Below are 23,324 nucleotides of genomic sequence, written 5' to 3' on the forward strand. Positions count from 1 at the left end.
GGATTTGAGAAAAGAATGAGTGGGGGGGATTAAAAAAACAATAATTTACTCCTAGAATTAAGATGGAGACATATCAATTTATATAAAGTGCAAACAAAAAATATTGATTGTAAAGTCGTAGTTTCTACTATTATTTTGAGTTTAAGTGTATATCTTTTAAGAGGATATACCAAGTTCTTTTATTTTGATAATTACTTGAAACTTGAATAGGGAAAACATGATCAAGCCCCCATTCTAATTCGTTTATTTCATTTTCAAGTCCTGTTGGATAGAGTAAAAGAATCTTAAAATTATTTTTAACAATATTTGATAAAACGGTTTGTAATTCTAGTGCTTCAGTCAAGTTTCCGCCCCATCTAACAAATAAAATGGATTGTGAATGATGAATTTTTTCGTAAAAGTTATCAATTCTTCGATCTAATTTTTGTTTAAAATCATGGTATGTGATGAACCAATCTTCATTTGGAATAACAGGGAAATCATGATAAGATGTTACGTTATATTTTGTGTCTTTTATAATATGAGAAAAAACAGGTTGTATCACACCATCATTAAACACAATATTTTGTTCCTGCATTGCGTGCATGTTTTTTAAATCCATAAAGTCTATAAAATTATTTTTCAATAATGTGTTGATAGAAGAAAGATTCGGTGATTCAAACCAATCTAGAGGACCTGAATATTTCCGCAGCCTATATTTTTTCAGATGAATAGCGGTATAACAATTTTCCCCTAAACTAATAACATCATCATAAATTCCTTGAAGTTTTTTCATTTCTAATACAATCATCCTTTTTTTGGAAAATAGGAGAACTAATTCATTATAAATAATATATGTATGTATAAAACCTCCTGTGAAAAGGCTCACAGGAGGTTAAACTAAAGCGTATTTCGGGTTATATACTATTTGTCGAGGTAAGAATTGTGTGTGATAATTAATGGCGTTTTATAAAAAAGGGGAAAAACAGAAGTACATTGAAGTTAGTTGTGAATAAATTACAATTTAAAATTGAGCGGAAATAAGGAGCCCCAGTTACTTCATTATGCAACTGGGGCATTTTTTAATCTCTTCCTAACTTAATTATATCATGTAAATCAAGTTCGAAATAGACTGTTTCTTCTCATTTACTACTGTTACAATCAAGAACACATGAATAGTAAGGAGAGGTGCCAAATGAGTTCTTTCGTTCTCGGTTTTCAGGAAATAGAAAAAACGCAGCTTTTTCTCGTTGGTGGAAAAGGATTGAATTTAGGGGAGTTATCCAATATTCAAGGGATACAAGTGCCAGAAGGTTTTTGTGTTACAACGGTAGGGTATGAACAGGCCATCGGAAAAAATGAAGCATTTCAAACTTTGTTGAATCAATTAAAAATGCTAAAAATTGAGGAACGAGATCAAATTGGTGAAATTAGTAAGAAGATTAGAGAAGTCATTATGGCGGTGGAAATTCCAGTTGATGTAGTGGAATCAGTAGCTCATTATCTCTCGCACTTTGGCGATGAACATGGGTATGCAGTGCGTTCGAGTGCTACTGCTGAAGATTTACCGTATGCCTCGTTTGCTGGTCAACAAGATACGTATTTAAATATTATTGGAAAAGAAAACATTTTGCAGCATATTAAAAAATGCTGGGCTTCTTTATTTACAGATCGAGCGGTTATATACCGAATGCAAAACGGTTTTAATCATAATCAAGTTTCTATATGTGTTGTCATTCAAAAAATGGTTTTCCCTGTGGCTTCAGGGATTTTATTTACTGCGGATCCGATTACTTCGAATAGGAAGGTGTTGTCAATCGATGCCAGCTTTGGACTTGGCGAAGCGCTAGTATCTGGATTGGTTTCTGCAGATAATTATAAGGTAAAAGAAGACGAAATCGTCGAAAAGGTCATCGCAACGAAAAAATTAGCCATCTATGGACGAAAAGAAGGCGGAACAGAGAGAAAGAAAATTGCTCCTAATCAGCAAAAAGTTCAAACACTTACTGAACAACAAATTTTACAACTAGCACGCATTGGAAGACAAATCGAAGCTTATTTTGGTTGTCCGCAAGATATTGAATGGTGTTTAGTTGATGATACAATTTATATAGTCCAAAGCAGACCGATTACGACTTTATATCCAATTCCAGAAGTAAATGATGGGGAAAATCACGTTTATATATCAGTTGGTCACCAACAAATGATGACCGATGCGATGAAACCATTAGGTTTATCTTTTTTCCTGTTAACGACTAGTGCACCTATGTGTAAAGCCGGAGGAAGGCTATTTGTTGATGCTACGCAACAATTAGCTTTACCTGCTAGCAGAGCTTATTTAGTAAACACTTTAGGAAAATCGGATCCACTCGTAAGAGATGCATTAACGACTATAATCGAGCGAGATCATTTTATTAAATTATTACCGGATGAAGAAAAAGAAAAGAGTGCTAGTAAAAGTAAGCCACCAGTAAGTTCGCAACTAGAAATCGAAATTGATCCAGCAATCGTTACAGATTTAATAAAGAATAGTGAAGCATCAATCGAAGAGTTAAAACGAAACATGCAAACGAAATCAGGGGTGGATGTACTTGATTTTATTTTAGAAGACATTCAGCAATTAAAGAAAGTATTATTTAACCCGCAAAGTATAGCGATCATTATGGCAGGTATGAATGCTTCGGCTTGGATCAATGAAAAAATGGAGCAATGGCTAGGCGAAAAGAATGGAGCAGACGCGCTTTCTCAATCGGTACAAAATAATATTACGTCAGAAATGGGGCTAGCATTAATGGATGTTGCTGATGTGATTCGGCCGTATCCAGAAGTTATTGCGTATTTACAACATGTAGAAGAGGATAACTTTTTAGATGAACTTGTTCAGTATAACGGCGGAGAAAAAGTTCGGGATGCAATCGAGGCGTTTCTAAGCAAATATGGAATGAGATGCAGCGGAGAAATCGACATTACGAAAACGCGCTGGAGTGAAAAGCCAACAATCATTATCCCGATGATTTTAAATAATATAAGAGACTTTGAAGCTGGCGCTAGTAAGCGAAAGTTTGAAGAAGGACTGCAGGAAGCTTTGAAAAAAGAAGAAGAGTTAGTAGATCGATTACAAGACTTGCCGGATGGAAAACAAAAAGTAGAAGAAACGAAGCGAATGATTCGCAACATCCGTAATTGTATCGGTTATCGTGAATATCCAAAATACGGCATGATTAATCGTTATTTTATATATAAGCAGGCGTTATTGAAAGAAGCTGAGCAACTTGTGCAGAGCGGGGTCATTCATGAAGTCGATGATATATACTACTTAACCTTTGAAGAACTTCACGAAGTCGTCCGCACAAATAAACTAGATTACGAGCTTATTCATCAACAAAAAAATGAGTACAAATTATATGAAAAACTAACGCCGCCGCGAGTTATGACGTCTGATGGAGAAATCATTACAGGTAAATATAAACGAGAAAATCTCCCGGCCGAAGCAATTGTAGGTTTGCCTGTTTCTTCGGGAGTAATTGAGGGAAGAGCTCGCGTTATTTTAAATATGGAAGATGCGAATTTAGAAGATGAAGATATATTAGTTACGGCATTTACCGATCCTGGCTGGACACCGTTGTTTGTGTCTATAAAAGGATTGGTTACCGAAGTTGGCGGGCTTATGACGCACGGAGCAGTTATCGCACGTGAGTATGGATTACCAGCAGTCGTTGGAGTGGAAAATGCTACGAAACGAATAAAAGATGGGCAACGAATTCGGGTACACGGAACAGAAGGGTATATTGAAGTGTTGTAATTAAGTAAAAGAACATCCACTATTATAGTGGGTGTTCTTTTGTATACAGCTGGCTTATTTCTTTAAGCCAGCTGCATAAAAAGGTCCATGAACTGCAATAGTTGATAAAAAGCGAGCAATCTCCTCAGGTGTTTCTTTTTGTCCATTATTTAACCATTGCTGGATGACACCTATATGTGCAGATGCCATATAAGAAGTTAAGTATTCGCTTGGAACAAGTAAATTCTCCTTATTAATGAGAGGACCATTCGTATCTTCAAATAATGTTTTCCACATAAAGTCTTTCAGTTTTGTTTGGAAAGATAAATCTCCTTTCGGACTTAGTACAGCTCTCATAAAATCACTATTTTCATTTAGAAATTGAAGAATAGAAGTGATAAGTATAAATGGCATTGTTGGAGAAGGATTTGTTCCAAGGTCAGCAATAACTTCCGGGAATTTCTGTTTAGCAATGTTAGAAAACTCGTACATAATGTCTTCTTGGCATTTTGTCATTAAATCAAATTTATCTTGATAGTGCGCATAGAAAGTACCGCGATTAATGTTTGCTTTCGTTGTGATATCTTTCACTGTAATGGCGTCAAAACCCTTTTCTTCAATTAGCTCCACCAATGCATTTCGTATGGCAGTTTTCGTACGAACAACACGCAGATCTAAATTACTATCGCGCAAAGCATGTCCCTCCTTAATTTTACTCAACACATTTAGAAAATGTGTCTTATAACCGACACATTCACGATTTTTGATTATTGTATAAGGTTCAACTCGAACATATAATTCAAAATATAAATAAACAACACGTTGTTGATTATTATAAATCAAATTAAAGGAGGAGAAAAGAAGATGTTTAAAAATAAACTTTTATTGTTATCGCCAGTTATTGCACTACTTGTTGTTTTTATTTTTTCATTAACGTTATTTCCAACTGTTCAACCGCAGCCGAAAAACTTGCCAATTGCAATTGTAAATGAGGATCAAGGTGTAGAAATTCCAAATCAACCGAAAATGAATATGGGGCAAACAATTGTTGGTATGGTGAAAAAATCATCGGAATCAGATGGAGAACCTGCGGTAAAGTGGGTAGAAGTGAAGAATAAGGAAGCAGTTCAAAAAGGGTTAAATAATAAAGAGTATTATGCAGCGTTAGTCATTTCGAAAGAATTTAGTGCAAAACAAGCATCGTTACGCACACCACAGCCATCTTCACCTGAGATAGAAATATATATTAATCAAGGAATGAATACGGCGGCATCAACTATGGCAGGACAAATATTAAATGGCGTGGTTGATAATATGAACAATACTGTTCGTACACAAATATTAGAAGGGTTGAAAGCAAAAGGAGCTACTGTAACAACAGATCAAGCTGAGAAATTAGTAACACCTATTGTAAAGAACGTGAAAAATGTGAATGAGGTCGGCAAAAATAGTGCGAACGGTAATTCACCAATATCATTGTTCCAGCCGTTATGGATTGCAAGTTTAGCGAGCGCAGCGATTATTTTTATTGCGATTAGTAAAATACCGGTAAGTTCAAGAAAAGAAAACTTTATATTGAAAGTAAAACAAATCGTAACAGGAGCTATTGCGACACTTGTAATTGGGTTTGGTCTTACATGGATTGCAGATGGGATGGTAGGGTTAAATATTTCGAACTTCACGGATACAGCTCTATTCTTATCCATTACTTCTTTTAGTTTCTTCTTAATGATATCCGCGGTATTTTCATTAGTTGGGCTAAAAGGAATCGGTTTATTCGCTTTATTACTATTCTTCGGGGCGCCGTTATTATCATTAGCACCTGAGATGTTGTCTCCGTTTTATCAAGACTGGGTTTACCCATGGTTACCAATGAAATTTATGATTGAAGGCCTAAGAGAAATCTTCTTCTTCGGAAAAGGGTTAAGCTGGAATATCCCTGTTACTGTACTCGTTTGGATTGGTATAGTAGGTATGGTTACTATATTAGCAACTGCATTCAAACGTAGTGCAGTAAAAGGGTATAAAACAGAATTGAACGCTTAAAAACAAGCCGTTTCACTAATTAGTGAAACGGCTTGTTTTTGATTTTTTCTCAATGTAAATGCCTGATTGTTGAAAAGTGTAGTGTTTAGAATTAAGTCGAGATTTTTAGAGGTCGCGTACGTTCCAAACAATTTCACCACGTTCGTCATCCCACGTACTGTGATGCCGCTTAAATCCTATCTTTTCTAGTACCCGGAGGGAAGCGATATTCCAAGCGCCTACAGTCGACCAAAGTCTTTGGCGTCCAGTAGCAATCGCCGCGTCCAGCACAACAGATGCCGCCTCAGTCGCATAACCTTTACCATGAGCGCTGCGGAACAACTCGTATGCAATCTCTGGCTCTTCAAGTGTGGAACGTCCAATAATTAAGCCACAGTATCCGATGAAATCACCTTCATTGCGCCTTCGAATAGTGAGAAGGGAAATGCCATTTTCCTTTGTCTTCTTGCGCATCTCAATGAGCCGGTTACGAACGGAATCAACGGCTGGAATGTCCACACCACGTTCGCTAATTAATTTGCTCAGCCAAACGGAATCGGATTCCTCCCACATACTAAGCTCAAGTCTTTCGGTTTTCAGCTGGAAGGCCATAGGTTTAAATAAAGATGGCATAGTGGTACCTCCTAGTTATATGATTGGATTCATAATAGCTTCGCATCTCAACACCACATCTGGTTGGAAACCTGATTCATTCGCGAATTTTAAGCCACAGCGTACAAAAAAATAGTGATATTTTATCCGCTATTTGTCGTGTAGTAAATTCTCCACTGAATATAGTTTCACTTTATGAATAAGCAATTCCTTTGTAAAATAGACCCTTTTCTCAAACTTTACTTTCAATCTAAAGTCGTCCCGTTATATACACAGGCTCCTACTATTTCTAAATGCATAAAATGTTAAGCGAAAGTATGGAGGGATACGATGTATAATTCGAATTATTATGATTGGTATAGACAAAATGATAAGTTGATTAGTGATATTGAAAAAGCTATAAACGGAGAGTATAGCGCTATAAGCTGCTATGCAAAATTAGCGAATATGGCTCCAAATCAAGTAGAACAAAAACAAATTCTTGAAATTCGTAATGATGAAATAAAGCATTTCCACAACTTTGTACAAATTTATACGAACTTAACTGGTAGGCAGCCAAAACCACAAATTACTGAAGACTGCCCAAATACGTATTTACAAGGATTAGAGTTCGCTATACAAGATGAACAAAAAACAGTAGATTTTTATTTGGAAATTTCAGATGAGACATCGGATGTATATTTGAAAGAGTTGTTACGGAGAATAGCTGCGGATGAACAAAATCATGCAGTATGGTTTTTATATTACTTCGTGAAGTCGAAGTGAGCATTAAGAATGAATGATGTGGTGCATATATTAAAAAATATTTTAAAACGTAGTGCAACAATTGAATGAAATATTTAAATGTAAGCAGAAGGAAACCGTTTCGCTAGTAGTGGAGCGGTTTTTTTTGATGTACATATGTATCGACAAAATATAGTAATTACATTTCATATATAATGTATGAAACGAAAATGAATAAGTTAGGAGCAAGCATATGAAAAGAGGGATTACAGTAGATATTCTAGATGGATATGATAATTTACTTTGGAAAGTATTAAAGCCAATTGATATTACTGTATTTGATTGGCAAGTCATGGGAAGGGAGGAAGCTTATATAATAATAGGGAATGAATTAGGTCCAGAATTATTTTCAGAAGATAACGAGATCATGGAAGGATCAGAATTAAAAAAGCTAATAAAAGATAACATATATTATCTTTTATTTTTAGATCTAAAAGCATGTCCAAAAGGAGAGGTAATAGGAGAAATTGCAACATTTGAAGAATTTAAGGAGAGTAAGTGTGAAGTAGTCGTATTAGTAGCGGATGGCGAGTATATACAAATTTATGCGAAAAACCAAGAAGAGATTGAAATGATGTATGAAAACGCAGTGAATCAAGGATTTTATGTAGAATATATTACAGATGAAAATGATGGAAGGACTCGTTTGTCAGTATGGTAGCAATTTGAAAGGGGAACGGCAATATGGAGAGAAATATAAGTAAAGAATATGCAATTCGAATTGCTACTGAAAATGAAAGTGATAGTATTATCATTTTATTAAAAGAAGTAGCACAATGGCTACAATATAAAGAAGTGGATCAGTGGCAGTATCTTTTAGGAGAGGAAGCTACGGCTGGAATACTAGAATGTATAAGAGAAAAATATACATATGTTGTTCTGAAAGAAGATGAAATAGTTGGTACGGTTACAGTTTCTCCTAAACAAAATGAATGGGATGAGCGTATTTTTGGTAAGGAGGAAGTTTCTAATTCTTTATACATTCATCGATTTGCGGTGAAACGGAAGTATAAGGGAAATGGAATAGGAGAATGGATTTTACGGTGGGTAGAAGAGAATGTACAACATGACAAAGAGTATTTGAAGTTAGATTGCGTGGGGCATAATTGTACGTTGAATGATTTTTATAAGAAAAATAGTTTTGAATATGTTGGGAGTACGGATGGACTTAGTAAGTTTCAAAAGAAAAGGAGAATGTGAATGCATCCAATTAACGTAAGTTTAGTTGAAAAGTTAATACGACAACAGTTTCCTAAATGGGCCCATTTAGAAGTGAAACCTGTAAAGTTTAGTGGTCATGATAATAGAACATTTCATCTAGGGGATGAGATGAGTGTAAGATTGCCAAGTGACGCGGCATATGCACCGCAAGTAGAGAAAGAAAATAAGTGGTTACCACTATTAAGTAAGGGGCTTTCTTTACTGATTTCTACCCCACTTGCGAAAGGAAATCCGTCTGAAGCGTATCCATTGCCTTGGTCTATTAATAAGTGGATAGAGGGAGAAACAGTTACGAAACAAAACGTTCGTGATTTAAATGAATTTGCAGCGGACTTAGGGTCTTTTTTAGTAGAATTGCAATCTATAAATGCGAGTAACGGACCTTTAGCTGGAACACATAATTTTTACCGAGGCGGACTTATATCTGTATATGATGAAGAGGCGAGAGTTGCTATTGAAAATAATAAGGATGTTTTTGACGAGGCATTATTAAAGCACCTTTGGAATTTAGCACTTAGTTCAACATGGGATCGTAAGCCAGTTTGGATTCATGGAGATGTAGCACCAGGGAATTTACTCGTTAAAGATGGAAAACTTTGTGCTGTAATTGATTTTGGTATTTTAGGCGTAGGAGATCCTGCTTGTGATGCAGCGATGGCTTGGACGTTTTTTGATGAAAATAGTAGAAATATATTTAAAGAAGTATTACGCATGGATGAAGAAACGTGGAATAGAGCGAGAGGATGGGCACTTTGGAAGGCGTTAATTACATATGATGCGAATAGGGATAGTAATGAAAAAGTGGCAGAAGAATCGTATCGTATCATGCAAGTGATTGTGGATGATTATGAGAGGTAATAGAAAAGCCTATTTTAAAATAGGCTTTTTCATATAATTAAATAGTAGAAATAGAAAGAAGGAATATAACATGATTATACAGAAAATTTAGATAATAGGAGGTGTCGAATTTTGAGTGAAATTGAATTAAAGAGTAATGTAATTAAGACAGGGCGAGAGAAGGGGATTATTCTTCGGTTTATACTTGCTAGTCTCGTTGGAGTGTTTATGTTTTTCGTTCCTGTTACGATAAACGGTGCATCGTCTATTATGATTGATCATATCGTATCGTGGATTAGGGCTTCGGTTCCTGGCGTAGTACCTTATTATGCATTATTTGTTATGGCGATTGGTGCGATTTATCCATTTTATACGAAGAAATGGAATGCATCTATCGTAGACATTTGTTTTTCTATTTTAAAAGTAGTTGGCGTTGTTTTTGGCATATTATATTGTTTAAAAGTAGGACCAGCTTGGTTCTTTGCGCCAGATGTTGGACCGTTTTTGTATGAGAAGCTAGTCATATCAGTAAGTTTGCTCGTTCCAATTGGCTCGGCGTTTTTAGCGTTATTAGTCGGATATGGATTGCTTGAATTTATCGGTACATTTTGTCGTCCGATTATGAGGCCATTATGGAATACGCCGGGGAGATCGGCGATTGATGCAGTTGCGTCCTTCGTTGGAAGTTATTCTCTTGCCCTTCTTATTACGAACCGCGTGTATAAAGAAGGAAAGTATACGACAAAAGAAGCGGCGATTATCGCTACAGGATTTTCTACAGTATCCGCTACATTTATGATCATCATCGCAAAAACATTAGATATTATGTATTTATGGAATGTTTATTTTTGGACTACACTTGTTGTAACATTCATCGTGACTGCTATCACCGTAAGAATCCCGCCCCTTAGTAGAAAACCAGATACATATGTAACAGAAGAAGGGTTCCCAGAGCCTGTTTATAAAGAGAAAATGTTGGAACGTGCTTGGGAAGATGCGTTAGAAGTATCAAAATCTGCACCGAGCATTATGAAAAATATTGCAGTGAATTTAAAAGACGGATTTATTATGACGATGGGAATTTTACCATCTATTATGTCAGTAGGATTAATTGGTATCGTCTTAGCGAAGTTCACGCCAATATTTGATTGGATCAGTTATATTTTCTATCCGTTTACATGGCTATTACAATTACCGGAAGCAGACTTAGCTGCTAAAGCTGCATCAGTTGGTATTGCAGAAATGTTTTTACCGTCATTATTAGTAGTAAGTGCACCACTTGTGACAAAGTTTGTCATTGCAGTTGTTTCCGTATCATCTATACTGTTTTTCTCCGCTTCCATTCCTTGTATATTATCAACAGATATTCCGTTAAAAGTATCTGAACTTATTATTCTGTATGTGCAGAGAACGATTTTAACGTTGCTTATCATTACGCCGATTGCTTATTTGTTGCTTTGAACTATAATGTAAGTTCTAAATATATGGCGTTTACTAAATTGTGTAAATGAATATTTATCGTAAAATCGTAGGTAGCGCAAAATTATAAGTGCGATGCTTGAATAAAGGCATCGCATTTTTTATTTTTAGATGTACTATATGTTTATGGTATGAATTTATTTTTATGTATATATTAATAAAATGATTTTAATGATATGTTATAGTAACAACAAAGGGGGCTTAAAAATGGAAATTATTCACGAAAGAGCAAAGTTGCGGTTAATGGATAATACTGATGTCGAAACTTTGTTTTCGATTGTAGAAGGAAATCGGGATATTTGGGCGTATTTAATCTCTAAAATGGATAGTGTGCAAGATATGCAACAATACGTTCAAAAAGCGATAAAGGGTTACGGAAGAGGTACTCAAATACCTTTCATAGTCGTAGATCAACAGACGAATAAGATTGTAGGAAGTACACGTTTATATAATATTTCAGTAGAAGATAAGACGGTTGAATTAGGGCAAACGTGGTATCATCCGAGTGTGCAACGTACGAGTATAAATACAGAGTGTAAGTATATGCTTCTTCAGTATGCTTTTGAAAAATTGCATATGCTGAGAGTGCAAATTAAGACGGATGCAAGAAATGAAAAAGCACAACGAGCAATTGAAAGGTTAGGCGCAGTAAAAGAGGGTGTGCTTCGAAATGAAAGAAAATTACCGAATGGTTATGTGAGAGATGCGGTGGTGTACAGTATTATCTCGAGTGAATGGCCAGGCGTAAAAGAACAATTGTTAGAAAAATTAGAGTTGTATAAAGAAAAGTTATAATTCGTGTTTTGAAAGGTATATTGTTCGTGAGACATGAAAAATATACCTTTTTTCTTACAAAATGCTACTTTATTTTAATTCCTTTTGTTTCATCGTTCCCTTCTGAGAAAAAATTCGTTACAATGTAGTTGTATGGTAATAAACTTATGAATTTAAAAAATGTAATGAAAACCGCAAATGAAAATGAATTGATAATCCTCAATTTTAAATGAAAACCCTTTTATACATAAATAACAAGTAAAGTTCCTTCTTTTAAATAAACTCAAACAAAACGATTTGATATAAATGTTTTTTATAGAAGTATGGATGATGTACGGAGGCAATTACAAATGAAAGAAAATAAGAAGAGTAAGAAAAGACGAATCTTTCAAGTATTTTTACTAATGATTTGTTCTGCTATTTTATATGTAAGTTATGCAGCTTACGATATTTGGAGTTATCGTTTTAAAGCAAATGATGACGTGAAAACGGATGCTGGTATCGTACTAGGAGCAGCTTCATGGAACGGAAAACCATCTCCTGTATTTAAAGAAAGAATTAATCATGCGATTTCTTTATATAAGAACGGAAATATTAAAAAGATTATTTTTACAGGTGGTACAAAGTTCGAGGCAGAACTTGAGGAAGCACGTACTGCAAGAGTATATGCAATGAAACAAGGTGTAAAAGAGGAAGATATTTTAATTGAAACTAAATCCCTTTTCACTGAAGAAAATTTAAAAAATGCGAAGCAAGTTGGAATAGAGAACGGCATACAAACATACACGATTGTAAGTGATCCACTTCATATGAAACGCGCAATGAGAATCGCAAAACATATTAATATTGAAGCGTATGCTTCACCAACGCCGACATCAGCATATAAAACGTTAGATACAGAAATACCATTCTTCTTTAAAGAATTATTCTCGTATATTGGATATGTAACCTCTTTGCCGTTAAAAGCATTGAAGGGGGACTAATATAAGAAAAGGATCTATCCTTAAATAGGAACTTTTCTTATTAGTCAAAAACATTGTATTTTTATCGGAATAGTGAAACAATAGAGAGGTAGCTTCATATAATCATAATGACAAAATGAACGGTTTATGAATCGAGCATAAAGGAGATTATAGTATGGCACTCTCATTTGTTGAAACAGAAGAACAGTCTTTAATTATTGAGAAAATAAATAAATTGATTCCCAAGTTCATGGAAAGGGAGCATCAACTAAGTGAATTAGGATCATTTCCGTATGAAAATATAAATGATTTGAAAGATATCGGATATACGAAATTAACGTTACCGAAGGAATTTGGTGGTAGTGCGATTTCTTTATATGACTTCGTTTTATTTCAAGAAAAAATCGCGGAAGGCTGCGGAGCTACTGCATTATCGATTGGCTGGCATCTTGGCATTGTGAAAGAGCTAGTGGAAAATCGCTCTTGGAATGATGAGATGTTCAAATGGTTTTGCGAAGAAGTAAGCAATGGTGCGCTCTTTAACAGGGCAGCAACAGAACCGAAAACAGGGAGTCCGACGCGTGGCGGCAAACCAGAAACAATAGCGGTTCAACAAGGCGAGAAGTGGGTTATAAATGGAAGAAAAACTTTTACAACGATGGCGCCAGTACTTGATTATTTTATTATTTCAGCGAGTATTGAAGGCCAAGAAGATGTTGGTGAGTTTGTCATTCCAAGAAATACACTCGGTGTATCTATTGAAGAAACGTGGGATAGCGTTGCAATGAGAGGGACTGCTAGCCACGACCTTGTCTTACAAAATGTAGAGATAGAAAGCCGCTTTTTTACGGATGTGAAGGGCGGAAAAGTAAAACAAAAGGGTATTGGCTGGTTGCTACATATACCAGCATGTTATTTAGGAATTGCACAATCAGCAAGAAATTATGCAGTTCAATTTGCGGGATCATACAAGCCAAATAGTTTAAATCATTCTATTAGTTTATTGCCGAATGTTAGAAGATTAGTTGGAGAATTAGAACTTGAGCTTATGCAAGCTCGTGTCTTTTTATATCAAATTGCGAAAAAGTACGATGAGGCAGAAGATAAACTATCACTGCAAGAAGAATTAGCAGCCGTGAAATATGCTGTAACAAATGCGGCGATATCCATAGTGGATAAATCGATGCGCATCGTAGGAGCAAAAAGTTTATCAGAAAAAAATCCGCTCCATCGTTACTATTTAAACGTCAGAGCAGGACTGCATAATCCGCCGATGGATGATGCAACATTGTCTATGCTGGCAGATGCGGCGTTTCGGTCGTAGTTTTTAAAGCTTACATTTTATTGTTTATGGATAATATAGTTGTTTTGAAAGCACGGGTTTGATTAGTAATCAAACCCGTGCTTTTTATATGTATAAAGTACTTGGTTGAGATGTAAGTTTTTAATATAAATGATTATCATGGTGTTGTGATTGTTTCTTGTTGAAAAATTCTTATTGTAATGCCAGTTTGGAGGCTGTATAAACATTTTTTGTATTTAATCCCAAATTAAAGGTCTTTCCAAGTTAACCATTCGCAAATATTGTAAAAATTGACCCGCATGGACCGCATCATGATAGGCAATTCGTAATAGCATATCACCTAAATATCGTTGATAGCCAACATCACTTCTATCAATAAGTCTTGAATCTAGCTCGGCTATGCTTATTGATTGAACATATTCTATGAAGTCAGTAAAGTGTGATTGTGCCAATTCAATTTCTTTTTTTACACAAGTAATTGGCTCGTCATCATACGGGGTACGTATGTCGTTTATTGAACCGTTGTTTTTTATAATCATATGATAGTAAAAAGTTGAGCTCCATACGTGACGAATCATTTCACCAAAGGACATAGCCTCAGGATCAGGCTTCCAATTAAGAAAATTATCGGGAAGAGAATTCCATAATTTTTCTGAGCGCCTTCTCGTTTCTTTTAAATTTAATATACTAAGATCAATTGCATTCATAATACATTCTCCTTTACTATTAAACTTAAAATAATTGTATCAATTTAATAGTTAGGGTATCATCGAAATATGAATGTATATCCGAATATCTCATATATAGCTAAACTAATTGCTGAACCTACAAGAGCAATCATCTTAGATTGTCTAATGAATAATCAGGCACTACCTGCTAGTGAATTGGCTTATATGGCAAAAGTGTCACATCCAACAATTAGTTCGCATCTTTCTAAATTAGTAGAAGGGAATTTACTTACAGTTGAACAACATGGTAGACATCGTTACTATCGACTTGCTAATCAAGAAGTTGCAGAAGTGCTTGAAAAGTTAGGGACAATTGCACCAACAGTTCAAGTTCGCTCTTTAAAACAATCAAGCCAACTAAAACAAATTCGTTATGCTCGAACTTGTTATGATCATCTTGCAGGCAAACTCGGTGTAGAGATAACTGAAAAATTACTAGATAGGAAATTTATAATTTTAGAGGATGGAGAATACATTGTAACGGAACAAGGTAAGGAATGGTTTCTGAATTTTGGAATAAATGTTGATGAGGCAGATACAAAAAGGAGGGTATTTGCAAAACCTTGCCTTGATTGGAGTGAACGGCGTTACCATATTTCTGGTTGGTTAGGGTCTGCAATTGCAAAACTGCTCTTTGAACAGGGATGGATTACGAAAACGGATAAGAACCGAGCTGTCCATCTTACAAAGAAAGGTGTAAATTTATTGGAAGATCAATTAGGCATTGATATGAAAACTGAGGAAAGAAAAGCTTGAAATTAGAAAAGTCCGTCAAAATGAAGGGCTTTTTTCATTATGGTAGGAGTGTACATGAATAATAGGATGTTACCAATAATCGTTGCCAATAAAAAATCTTTCTTTTTATTCTTCTTTTTTAAGTTTTAAAGGAGAAAGCTAGGCTTCTTATTTTTACTAATGTTATAATAAGAAAAAAGCACGAAAAGAGGTCATCTCATGCTAGAGGTTATTGCAACATGTTTAGAAGATGTAAAACGAATTGAAAGCGCTGGCGGGAAGCGGATTGAATTAATTTCATCTTATACAGAAGGTGGTTTAACACCGAGTTATGCTTTTATAAAAAAAGCGGTAGAAGCGGTAAGTATACCAATTCATGTTATGATTCGTCCGCATGCGAAGTCTTTTACATATACGGAAGAAGAAATTGAAATGATGAAAGAAGATATTATAGTTGCGCAGAAGTTAGGAGCAGCTGGTGTAGTATTAGGCGTATTAAACGAACGAAATGAAGTGGATGAAGAGAAATTAGCGGACTTACTATCTGCTGTAGATGGAATAAATGTAACGTACCACCGTGCGATAGATGATATAGAAAATCCAGTAGAAGCAATGAACACTTTAAAGAAGTTTCATAAAGTGACTCACGTTCTAACTTCAGGTGGACAAGGAAATATAGTAGAGAATATTCCGGTGCTTACAGAAATGCAAAAGGTAAGCGATGGTCAAATTCAGCTTGTAGCTGGAGCTGGCGTGACGAAAGAAAATATAAAGCGATTGCTAGATAAAACTGGAATTTCGCAAGCTCATGTCGGTACAGCGGTAAGAGAAGGAAAATCATGTTTTTCTGAAATAGATCCTAATTTAGTACAAGAATTAGTTGAAATAATAAAATAAGTGCTTAAGAAAGAGGAGAAACGATGAAGGAAAATACGAAGAAAGAATTATTCTCTTGGGCTAAAACGATAGGTTTTACCCTTGTATTAATTGCTATTATTCGCGGTGTTTTATTTACACCTTCTTTAGTGCAAGGTGAATCAATGATGCCCACTTTAAAAAATAACGAACGAGTTCTAGTGAATAAGATTGGTTATAGTATAAGTGGATTAGATCGCTTTGATATTATCGTCTTCCACGGAAAAGAAGGATACGATTTAGTAAAACGAGTAATTGGTTTGCCAGGCGATACAGTTGAGTATAAAAATGATGTTTTATATGTAAACGGAAAAGCGATGGAAGAACCATATTTAAAAAAGTTTAAAGAAAAAGCAGTAGGCCGTGTATTAACTCCAGACTTTACGTTAGAACAAATCACTGGGAAAACGAAAGTGCCAGAAGGCCAAGTATTTGTTTTAGGGGATAATCGTGAAGTTTCTAAGGATGGTCGCATGTTTGGCTTTATTTCAGAAGATGAAATTGTCGGAAAAGGACAAGCTGTTTTCTGGCCGTTGGAACAAGTAAGAGCGTTATAAAGTGTGGTGAAGTATGGGAGAGATATTCTTCCATACTTTTTTATTTGCTTAAAATCTATTGATTGAATTGAAAGAATATTTTATAATTTTAAATTATATGTTTGTTTCGAAAAACGGAATTTAAGTTCCGTAATTCGGAACGAAAGGGAGATAGAATGAGTATAAATAAAACGGCAGTTAAGACAATGGATATTTTAGAGTTGTTTTATGCGCATGAAGAGTTAAGTTTAACTGAGATGGTTCAGCTTACAAATATGCCGAAAACATCTGTTTATCGTTTAATTGGCTCGTTAGAAGAGATGGAGTTTTTACAAAAAAACGAAAAGGGGAAATATCGTTTAGGGGTCGTATTTTTACGGTTCGGTCAACTTGTTTCACAACGATTATCAGTAAGGAATATAGCAATTCCTTATATGAAAGAACTTAGAGATAGTTTAGGACAGGCAGTTAATTTAATAATTCAAGATGGTAATGACGCAATTTATGTTGAAAAGATGGAAGGTGTTCAGCCAGTACGCGTGTATACGGCGGTTGGAAGAAGAGCACCGCTTTATGCTGGTGCATGTCCGAGAATTTTACTATCGTATTTTTCTGAGGACGAGAAACGGAGATACATAGAGGAAGTGGATTTAAAACAGTTTGCAGATGGAACAATTGTGGATAAGGAACAATTGCTAGAAGTGTTGCAAATGGCAAAAAAGGAAGGCTACACAATTAGTTATTCTGAGTTAGAAAATCATACAGCCGCAATAGCAGCGCCTATTTACGCAAGTGATGGAACGGTTGTAGCAGGTATGAGTATTTCGGGATTAGCAATTGAGTACAGCGAAAGTAACATTTCATATTTTATCGCTAAGGTGAAAGAAACAGCACATCGCATTTCGAAAGAACTCGGCTTTTTGGCATAGAAAGAGGGAGTAGGATGAAATTTTCTGCGTTAGGGGATCAAGCAATTATTGTTACATTTGGTGAAGAAATTAAGATGGATATATATGAGAAAGTACAGCGGTTATTTCAAGCACTGCAGCAACATCCGTTTGCAGGAATGATTGAGTGCGTTCCGTCGTTTACTTCATTAGCTGTTTACTACAATGTATACGAAGTATGGAAGAGAAATGAGAGAAGTGAAAGGTCATATGATTACGTTCGCCAGTATATAAAGGAGCTGTGTGATTCTTATAAAGAAGAAGTAAAACAGGATGTGAAACATATTTCTATACCAGTGTGCTACGGGGGAGAATATGGACCTGATTTAGAAGAGGTTGCACATTATAAAGGTTTACAAGTAGAAGATGTGATTCGAATACATAGTGAAACTACATATTTTGTATATATGTTAGGTTTTACACCAGGGTTCCCGTATTTAGGAGGACTATCAAAAGAATTAGAAACACCTAGAAAAGAAATACCGCGGTTACAAATCTCACCTGGTTCGGTAGGAATCGGCGGAAATCAAACAGGTATTTATCCACTTGAAACACCGGGCGGATGGAATATTATTGGTCGAACACCAATCTCCTTATTTAATCCGGAAGAAGAAACACCAACCTTTATTCAAAGCGGTATGTATTTACGATTTATCCCAATAACGAAGGAAGAGTACGTATCACTTGAGGGGGCTAAAGAATGGATGTAGAGGTTTTGCATGCAGGAATGTTTACAACAGTCCAAGATTTAGGGCGATCTCATTATCAACAATACGGTGTACCAGTTGGCGGGACTATGGATCAAAGTGCACTTCGGATGATCAATATGTTAGTTGGTAATGAGGAGAATGAAGCGGGACTCGAAATGACGATTATGGGACCTAAATTGTTAATAAAGAAAACGACTTTACTTGCGATTGGCGGAGCAGATATGGAACCGTTATTGAATGGAGAACGTATCCCGTTATGGCGTCCCATTTTAGCGGAAGAAGGTAGTATGCTTTGTTTTGGAAAAGTGAAAAGTGGTTGCAGAGCGTATGTAACTTTTGCGGGTGGTATACATATTGAGCGTACAATGGGAAGCAAAAGTACGTACATACTTGCTGCGATTGGTGGTATAGAAGGAAGAATGCTGAAAAAGGGTGACTACTTCCAAATTGGTGCACAACCAGAAATGGCGAATCGTTTCATTCAAGACTTACAAAAAGATGAGTGTATAAAAACGAAGTGGGCAATTAGCAACAGCGTACTACCAAAGTATAAGAAACATCCTAAGCTTCGTGTCATAGCTGACTTTGAATATAATCAATTTACAGAAGAAAGTAGAAAGGCATTTTTTACGAAAGAGTATAAGGTATCTAATTATGCTGACCGTATGGGCTATAGGGTTGAGGGAGAAGTTTTAAATAGGATTGAAGAAAAAGAGATTTTATCGAGTCCTGTTACATTTGGAACCATTCAAGTTCCTAATGGTGGACAGCCGATTATATTAATGGCAGATAGGCAAACGACAGGTGGCTATCCGAGAATGGGAAATATCATTTCAGTAGATTTACCTCTTCTTGCCCAGCTAAAGCCGGGGGACTATGTTTCTTTTGAGAAAATTACGCTTGAAGAAGCGGAACAATTGTACATAGAACAAGAAGTAAATATGAATCTATTAAAGAAATTCATCGCTTTACGAAGCTGAAATTAGGAGGAATACATTATGACTACAATCGATTTAAACTGTGATTTAGGAGAAAGTTTTGGCGCTTATAAAATGGGGAATGATGATGAAATTCTTCCGTTCGTTTCCTCTATAAACGTTGCTTGCGGTTTTCATGCGGGTGATCCGTCTATTATGCGTCAAACTGTTGAAAAAGCTTTGGAGCATAACGTAGCAGTAGGGGCGCATCCTGGATTTCCTGATTTAATTGGATTTGGTAGAAGAAACATGAATGTTTCAGCAAGTGAAGTATACGATTATGTTTTATATCAAACAGGCGCATTAGACGCATTTGTGAAAGCGGCAGGCGGGAAAATGCAGCATGTAAAGCCGCACGGTGCCTTATATAATATGGCGGCGTCTAATCCGGAAATTGCAGATGCAATTGCAAAGGCAATTTATCATATAAATCCAAGTCTATTACTTTATGGATTAGCAAATAGCGAGGCGTTTATACAGGCTGCAGAAAAATACAAAGTAACTCTTGTACAAGAGGCTTTTGCGGATCGTACATATAAGCAAGATGGTACATTAACGAGCCGTACAGAAGAAAATGCGCTTATAAAAGATGAAGACGAAGCGATAAAGCAAGTACTTCAAATGGTGAAAGAAGGCCATGTAAATGCGGTCAATGGAGAGAAAGTAGCAGTTCAGGCGCAAACAATTTGTTTACACGGTGATGGGGAAAAAGCAGTGCAATTTGCAGAAAGAATATACAGAACATTCAAACTTAATGATATTTCTATTTGTGCACCGAAATAAAAAATAGGGGGAAGTGCTGGGATGATTAAATTAATCGGAATACTACTTGTTGCAGTGGGCTTTTTATTTAGACTAAATACACTTTTAGTAGTTATGGTTGCAGGTATTGTTACTGGTATGGTTTCAGGATTAAGTTTTTATGATGTGATCAGCATGTTCGGTAAATTTTTCATAGAAAATAGATATATGTCTATGCCAATTATATTAACTTTACCGGTAATCGGAATTTTAGAGCGTTACGGTTTAAAAGAAAGAGCAGAAGCACTTATAACGAAATCAAAAGGAGCAACAACTGGAAGAGTATTAATGTCATATTTTACGATAAGAGAATCATCAGCAGCACTAGGGCTTAATATTGGTGGGCATGCGCAAACAGTAAGGCCGCTCGTTGCACCGATGGCAGAAGGGGCCGCGCAAGGTAAATACGGTAAACTTCCTGAAAAATTAAGAGAAAAGATTAAAGCAAACGCAGCAGCTGCTGAAAATACAGCTTGGTTTTTCGGAGAAGATATTTTCATCGCAACTGGAGCTATTTTATTAATGAAAGGATTCTTCGATTCAGTAGGTATGCATGTCGGAGTATGGGATATGGCACTTTGGGGCATTCCGACAGCAATATCTGCACTTATTGTAAGCTGGATTAGATTTAGAAGGTTTGATAAATATATAGAGAAAACAATGAAGGCAGAAGGAAAAGAAGAGAAGGAGGCAATTTAATATGAACATCATCACAATGGATACAATCTATTATGTATTAGGGATAATCGTTGCTTTTATCGCTGTTCGTATCGCATTCGATCGTGAACATCCAAACAGATTCGGTTCTAGTTTATTTTGGGCATTGTTTGCAGTTACATTTTTATTCGGAAATGTAATTCCTTCGTTTTACGTTGGCTGTATAGTGCTCGCTATGGTCGTTTTAGCTTCACTAAATAAAGTAACAAAATCAGAGGAAAAAGAAGTTCCAGTACAAGAACGTGTGAAACATGCTGAGAAATTAAAAAATAAAATTTTTATGCCTGCACTATTAATTCCTATTTTTACAATTATCGGTACGTTGACGTTAGGGAAAATTAAATGGGGAAATGTCTCTCTTGTTGATCCAGATAAAGTAACATTAGTTGCATTAGCGCTTGGTGCATTACTCGCATTCGTTGCGGCGATGCGTATTACAAAATCAAAAATAACAACGCCTGTACAAGAAGGAAGCAGACTATTACAAGCTGTCGGCTGGGCTGTTATTTTGCCACAAATGTTAGCAGCACTTGGCGGTATATTCGCGAAGTCTGGCGTTGGACAAGTTGTTTCAGACTTAGTTGGACAAGTGCTACCGACAGAGTATCCGTTCGTTGCTGTTATGGCGTACTGTTTAGGCATGATGCTATTTACAGTCGTAATGGGAAATGCATTCGCAGCGTTTGCTGTTATTACTGGCGGAATTGGCTTACCTTTAATAGTTCAAATGCACGGCGGAAACCCAGCAATTATGGCAGCACTCGGTATGTTTGCTGGATATTGCGGAACGCTGCTTACTCCAATGGCAGCAAACTTTAATATCGTACCTGCGATGCTTTTAGAGCTAAAGGATAAAAATGCGGTTATTAAAGCACAAGTACCAATTGCTCTTTCAATTTTTATCATAAATATGTTTATTATGTACGGCCTTGTATATCGTTTCTAATTAGGAGGATAAAACTATGAAAACAGTATTATTAACAGGGTTTGATCCGTTTGGCGGAGAAAATATCAATCCAGCTTGGGAAGTAGCAAAAGGTTTGCATGAAAAAACAATTGGAGAATACAAGATAATAAGCAAACAAGTACCAACTGTATTTCATAAATCAATAAGCATATTAAAAGAGTATATAGAAGAACTAGCGCCGGAAATTATTATATGTATCGGACAAGCTGGGGGCAGACCAGATATTACGATAGAACGTGTCGCAATTAATATTGATGATGCAAGAATTGCTGATAATGAAGGGAATCAGCCGGTAGATGTACCAGTTGTAGAAGAAGGAGTGATTGCATATTGGTCTACACTTCCGATGAAAGCAATCGTAAAAAAACTTCGCGAAGAGGGCATACCGTCATCTGTTTCACAGACGGCAGGCACATTCGTTTGTAATCACTTATTCTATGGACTTATGCATGAACTAGAGAAACATGATAAGAAAATAAAAGGTGGATTCATTCACATTCCGTTCTTACCGGAACAAGCGAGTAATTATCCAGGGCAACCGAGTATGTCACTTTCTACTATTCGTAAGGGGATAGAATTGGCAATCGAAGTAACGACGACAGTTGAAGTAGATATTGTAGAGGTTGGGGGCGCAACGCATTAAGTAAAATGAATTGTACAACACCTCCTGTAAACAACTGGTATAATAAGAATAGGAAAATACATAGAGGTGATTTTTGTGCAACAATTTGAAGAAGTACGTTCAATTTTAGAAAAAGCGAAGAAAATTACAGTATTAACAGGCGCTGGTGCAAGTACGGAAAGTGGTATTCCAGATTTTCGTTCAGCAAATGGGTTGTATGCTGATGCGAATGTGGAGATGTACTTATCAAGAGGGTACTATAACCGGAGTCCGAAAGAGTTTTGGAAGCATTATAAAGAAATCTTTCAAATTAATACGTTCCATCAATATAAACCAAATCGTGGCCATCGCTTTTTAGCTGAGCTAGAAGAACAAGGGAAAGATATTACGATTTTAACGCAAAATATTGACGGTTTACATCAATTAGGTGGCAGTAAGCATGTCATCGATTTACATGGAACACTTCAAACAGCACATTGTCCAAAATGTAAATCAGGCTATGATTTACAGTATATGATTAATCATGAAGTGCCGCGCTGTCAGAAGTGTAATTTCATTTTAAATCCAGACGTTGTTTTATACGGAGATACATTGCCGCAATATCAAAATGCAATCAAACGTTTATATGAAACAGATGTCCTTATCGTTATGGGAACGTCACTAAAAGTACAGCCTGTCGCTTCATTCCCGCAAATTGCAAAGAGGGAAGTAGGAGCAACAACTATTTTAGTAAATGAAGAGTTAACAGGACAGGAATATAACTTTGATTTTGTTTTTCAAAATAAGATTGGTGAGTTTGTTGAAGGGTTATCGTCGGTTAAATAAGTTATTATTTTTATGAAAAACTGAGGTGTATAGAGAACACCTCAGTTTTTTGTTTGAATAAAATTCATGTTATGACGTATGAAGGGGA

25 protein-coding genes are annotated in these 23,324 nt (G+C 36.0%); 21 read left to right on the plus strand and 4 right to left on the minus strand.

The window, feature by feature from the left end:
• Positions 1-130: 130 nt before the first annotated feature.
• Positions 131-790 (minus strand): DUF1796 family putative cysteine peptidase, encoded by a 660-nt coding sequence (locus ACO6VI_RS16185; protein ID WP_003301681.1) that lies wholly within the window; start codon positions 788-790, stop codon positions 131-133.
• Positions 791-1,174: 384 nt separating this feature from the next.
• Here ACO6VI_RS16185 and ppsA point away from each other — a divergent pair, with 384 nt between their 5' ends.
• Positions 1,175-3,781, plus strand: a complete 2,607-nt coding sequence (gene ppsA / locus ACO6VI_RS16190) for a phosphoenolpyruvate synthase (RefSeq protein WP_161519818.1) — start codon at positions 1,175-1,177, stop codon at positions 3,779-3,781.
• A gap of 54 nt (positions 3,782-3,835) precedes the next feature.
• Here ppsA and ACO6VI_RS16195 read toward each other — a convergent pair whose 3' ends face one another.
• Positions 3,836-4,453 carry a TetR/AcrR family transcriptional regulator gene (locus ACO6VI_RS16195; RefSeq protein ID WP_338326346.1) on the minus strand — a complete coding sequence of 206 codons (618 nt, stop codon included), beginning with the start codon at positions 4,451-4,453 and terminating at the stop codon, positions 3,836-3,838.
• Between the two features lie 171 nt (positions 4,454-4,624).
• On the opposite strand from ACO6VI_RS16195, the gene ACO6VI_RS16200 reads away from it, so the two are divergent.
• Complete coding sequence (locus ACO6VI_RS16200; RefSeq protein ID WP_161519820.1) at positions 4,625-5,806, plus strand: YhgE/Pip domain-containing protein; 1,182 nt, start codon at positions 4,625-4,627, stop codon at positions 5,804-5,806.
• 105 nt (positions 5,807-5,911) lie between these two features.
• Here the strand turns inward: ACO6VI_RS16200 and ACO6VI_RS16205 are convergent, their stop codons facing one another.
• Positions 5,912-6,418, minus strand: a complete 507-nt coding sequence (locus ACO6VI_RS16205) for a GNAT family N-acetyltransferase (RefSeq protein ID WP_098033030.1) — start codon at positions 6,416-6,418, stop codon at positions 5,912-5,914.
• A 309-nt stretch (positions 6,419-6,727) separates the two neighbouring features.
• On the opposite strand from ACO6VI_RS16205, the gene ACO6VI_RS16210 reads away from it, so the two are divergent.
• The 8 genes from ACO6VI_RS16210 (at position 6,728) to ACO6VI_RS16245 (ending at position 13,777) form a co-directional block, all read left to right on the plus strand.
• A complete protein-coding gene (locus tag ACO6VI_RS16210) occupies positions 6,728-7,162 on the plus strand; it encodes a ferritin-like domain-containing protein (RefSeq protein ID WP_023522362.1) in 435 nt (144 codons plus the stop codon).
• Between the two features lie 211 nt (positions 7,163-7,373).
• Positions 7,374-7,841 (plus strand): DUF2691 family protein, encoded by a 468-nt coding sequence (locus ACO6VI_RS16215; RefSeq protein ID WP_033695840.1) that lies wholly within the window; start codon positions 7,374-7,376, stop codon positions 7,839-7,841.
• 23 nt (positions 7,842-7,864) lie between these two features.
• Entirely contained in the window at positions 7,865-8,380 is a 516-nt protein-coding gene (locus ACO6VI_RS16220) for a GNAT family N-acetyltransferase (protein ID WP_097960945.1), read from the plus strand.
• Complete coding sequence (locus tag ACO6VI_RS16225; protein WP_097960944.1) at positions 8,381-9,259, plus strand: aminoglycoside phosphotransferase family protein; 879 nt, start codon at positions 8,381-8,383, stop codon at positions 9,257-9,259.
• A 111-nt stretch (positions 9,260-9,370) separates the two neighbouring features.
• Positions 9,371-10,699, plus strand: coding sequence for a YjiH family protein (locus tag ACO6VI_RS16230; RefSeq protein ID WP_065484253.1), 1,329 nt, complete (start codon positions 9,371-9,373; stop codon positions 10,697-10,699).
• 225 nt (positions 10,700-10,924) lie between these two features.
• Entirely contained in the window at positions 10,925-11,512 is a 588-nt protein-coding gene (locus ACO6VI_RS16235) for a GNAT family N-acetyltransferase (RefSeq protein WP_098033032.1), read from the plus strand.
• A 329-nt stretch (positions 11,513-11,841) separates the two neighbouring features.
• Entirely contained in the window at positions 11,842-12,474 is a 633-nt protein-coding gene (locus ACO6VI_RS16240; RefSeq protein WP_000662215.1) for a YdcF family protein, read from the plus strand.
• Positions 12,475-12,628: 154 nt separating this feature from the next.
• Entirely contained in the window at positions 12,629-13,777 is a 1,149-nt protein-coding gene (locus ACO6VI_RS16245) for an acyl-CoA dehydrogenase family protein (protein WP_098033033.1), read from the plus strand.
• Between the two features lie 215 nt (positions 13,778-13,992).
• Here ACO6VI_RS16245 and ACO6VI_RS16250 read toward each other — a convergent pair whose 3' ends face one another.
• Positions 13,993-14,463, minus strand: coding sequence for a DinB family protein (locus ACO6VI_RS16250; protein WP_000991272.1), 471 nt, complete (start codon positions 14,461-14,463; stop codon positions 13,993-13,995).
• Between the two features lie 69 nt (positions 14,464-14,532).
• On the opposite strand from ACO6VI_RS16250, the gene ACO6VI_RS16255 reads away from it, so the two are divergent.
• The 11 genes from ACO6VI_RS16255 to ACO6VI_RS16305 all read left to right on the plus strand — a co-directional run bounded on the left by ACO6VI_RS16255 (position 14,533) and on the right by ACO6VI_RS16305 (position 23,236).
• Positions 14,533-15,240 (plus strand): ArsR/SmtB family transcription factor, encoded by a 708-nt coding sequence (locus ACO6VI_RS16255; RefSeq protein ID WP_065484251.1) that lies wholly within the window; start codon positions 14,533-14,535, stop codon positions 15,238-15,240.
• Positions 15,241-15,438: 198 nt separating this feature from the next.
• Positions 15,439-16,116 carry a copper homeostasis protein CutC gene (locus tag ACO6VI_RS16260; RefSeq protein ID WP_422423653.1) on the plus strand — a complete coding sequence of 226 codons (678 nt, stop codon included), beginning with the start codon at positions 15,439-15,441 and terminating at the stop codon, positions 16,114-16,116.
• 23 nt (positions 16,117-16,139) lie between these two features.
• On the plus strand, positions 16,140-16,691 hold the full coding sequence (lepB, locus tag ACO6VI_RS16265) for a signal peptidase I (protein ID WP_000662498.1): 552 nt from the start codon (positions 16,140-16,142) through the stop codon (positions 16,689-16,691).
• Between the two features lie 155 nt (positions 16,692-16,846).
• Complete coding sequence (locus ACO6VI_RS16270; RefSeq protein ID WP_023522355.1) at positions 16,847-17,599, plus strand: IclR family transcriptional regulator; 753 nt, start codon at positions 16,847-16,849, stop codon at positions 17,597-17,599.
• A gap of 14 nt (positions 17,600-17,613) precedes the next feature.
• Positions 17,614-18,327, plus strand: a complete 714-nt coding sequence (gene pxpB, locus ACO6VI_RS16275; protein WP_000672267.1) for a 5-oxoprolinase subunit PxpB — start codon at positions 17,614-17,616, stop codon at positions 18,325-18,327.
• Positions 18,318-19,307, plus strand: coding sequence for a biotin-dependent carboxyltransferase family protein (locus tag ACO6VI_RS16280; protein WP_023522354.1), 990 nt, complete (start codon positions 18,318-18,320; stop codon positions 19,305-19,307). Before pxpB ends, ACO6VI_RS16280 begins: the two co-directional genes overlap by 10 nt.
• 18 nt (positions 19,308-19,325) lie before the next feature.
• Positions 19,326-20,087 carry a 5-oxoprolinase subunit PxpA gene (pxpA, locus tag ACO6VI_RS16285; protein WP_069355857.1) on the plus strand — a complete coding sequence of 254 codons (762 nt, stop codon included), beginning with the start codon at positions 19,326-19,328 and terminating at the stop codon, positions 20,085-20,087.
• 21 nt (positions 20,088-20,108) lie between these two features.
• A complete protein-coding gene (locus tag ACO6VI_RS16290; RefSeq protein WP_000593392.1) occupies positions 20,109-20,804 on the plus strand; it encodes a DUF969 domain-containing protein in 696 nt (231 codons plus the stop codon).
• A 1-nt stretch (position 20,805) separates the two neighbouring features.
• Positions 20,806-21,768, plus strand: coding sequence for a DUF979 domain-containing protein (locus ACO6VI_RS16295; RefSeq protein WP_001021658.1), 963 nt, complete (start codon positions 20,806-20,808; stop codon positions 21,766-21,768).
• Positions 21,769-21,784: 16 nt separating this feature from the next.
• Complete coding sequence (gene pcp, locus ACO6VI_RS16300; protein WP_063547778.1) at positions 21,785-22,432, plus strand: pyroglutamyl-peptidase I; 648 nt, start codon at positions 21,785-21,787, stop codon at positions 22,430-22,432.
• 75 nt (positions 22,433-22,507) lie between these two features.
• A complete protein-coding gene (locus ACO6VI_RS16305; RefSeq protein ID WP_063547776.1) occupies positions 22,508-23,236 on the plus strand; it encodes an NAD-dependent protein deacylase in 729 nt (242 codons plus the stop codon).
• Positions 23,237-23,324 lie beyond the last annotated feature (88 nt).

The sequence above is a fragment of the Bacillus sp. PSXD-155 genome (assembly GCF_049310765.1).
GTDB lineage: Bacteria > Bacillota > Bacilli > Bacillales > Bacillaceae_G > Bacillus_A > Bacillus_A cereus.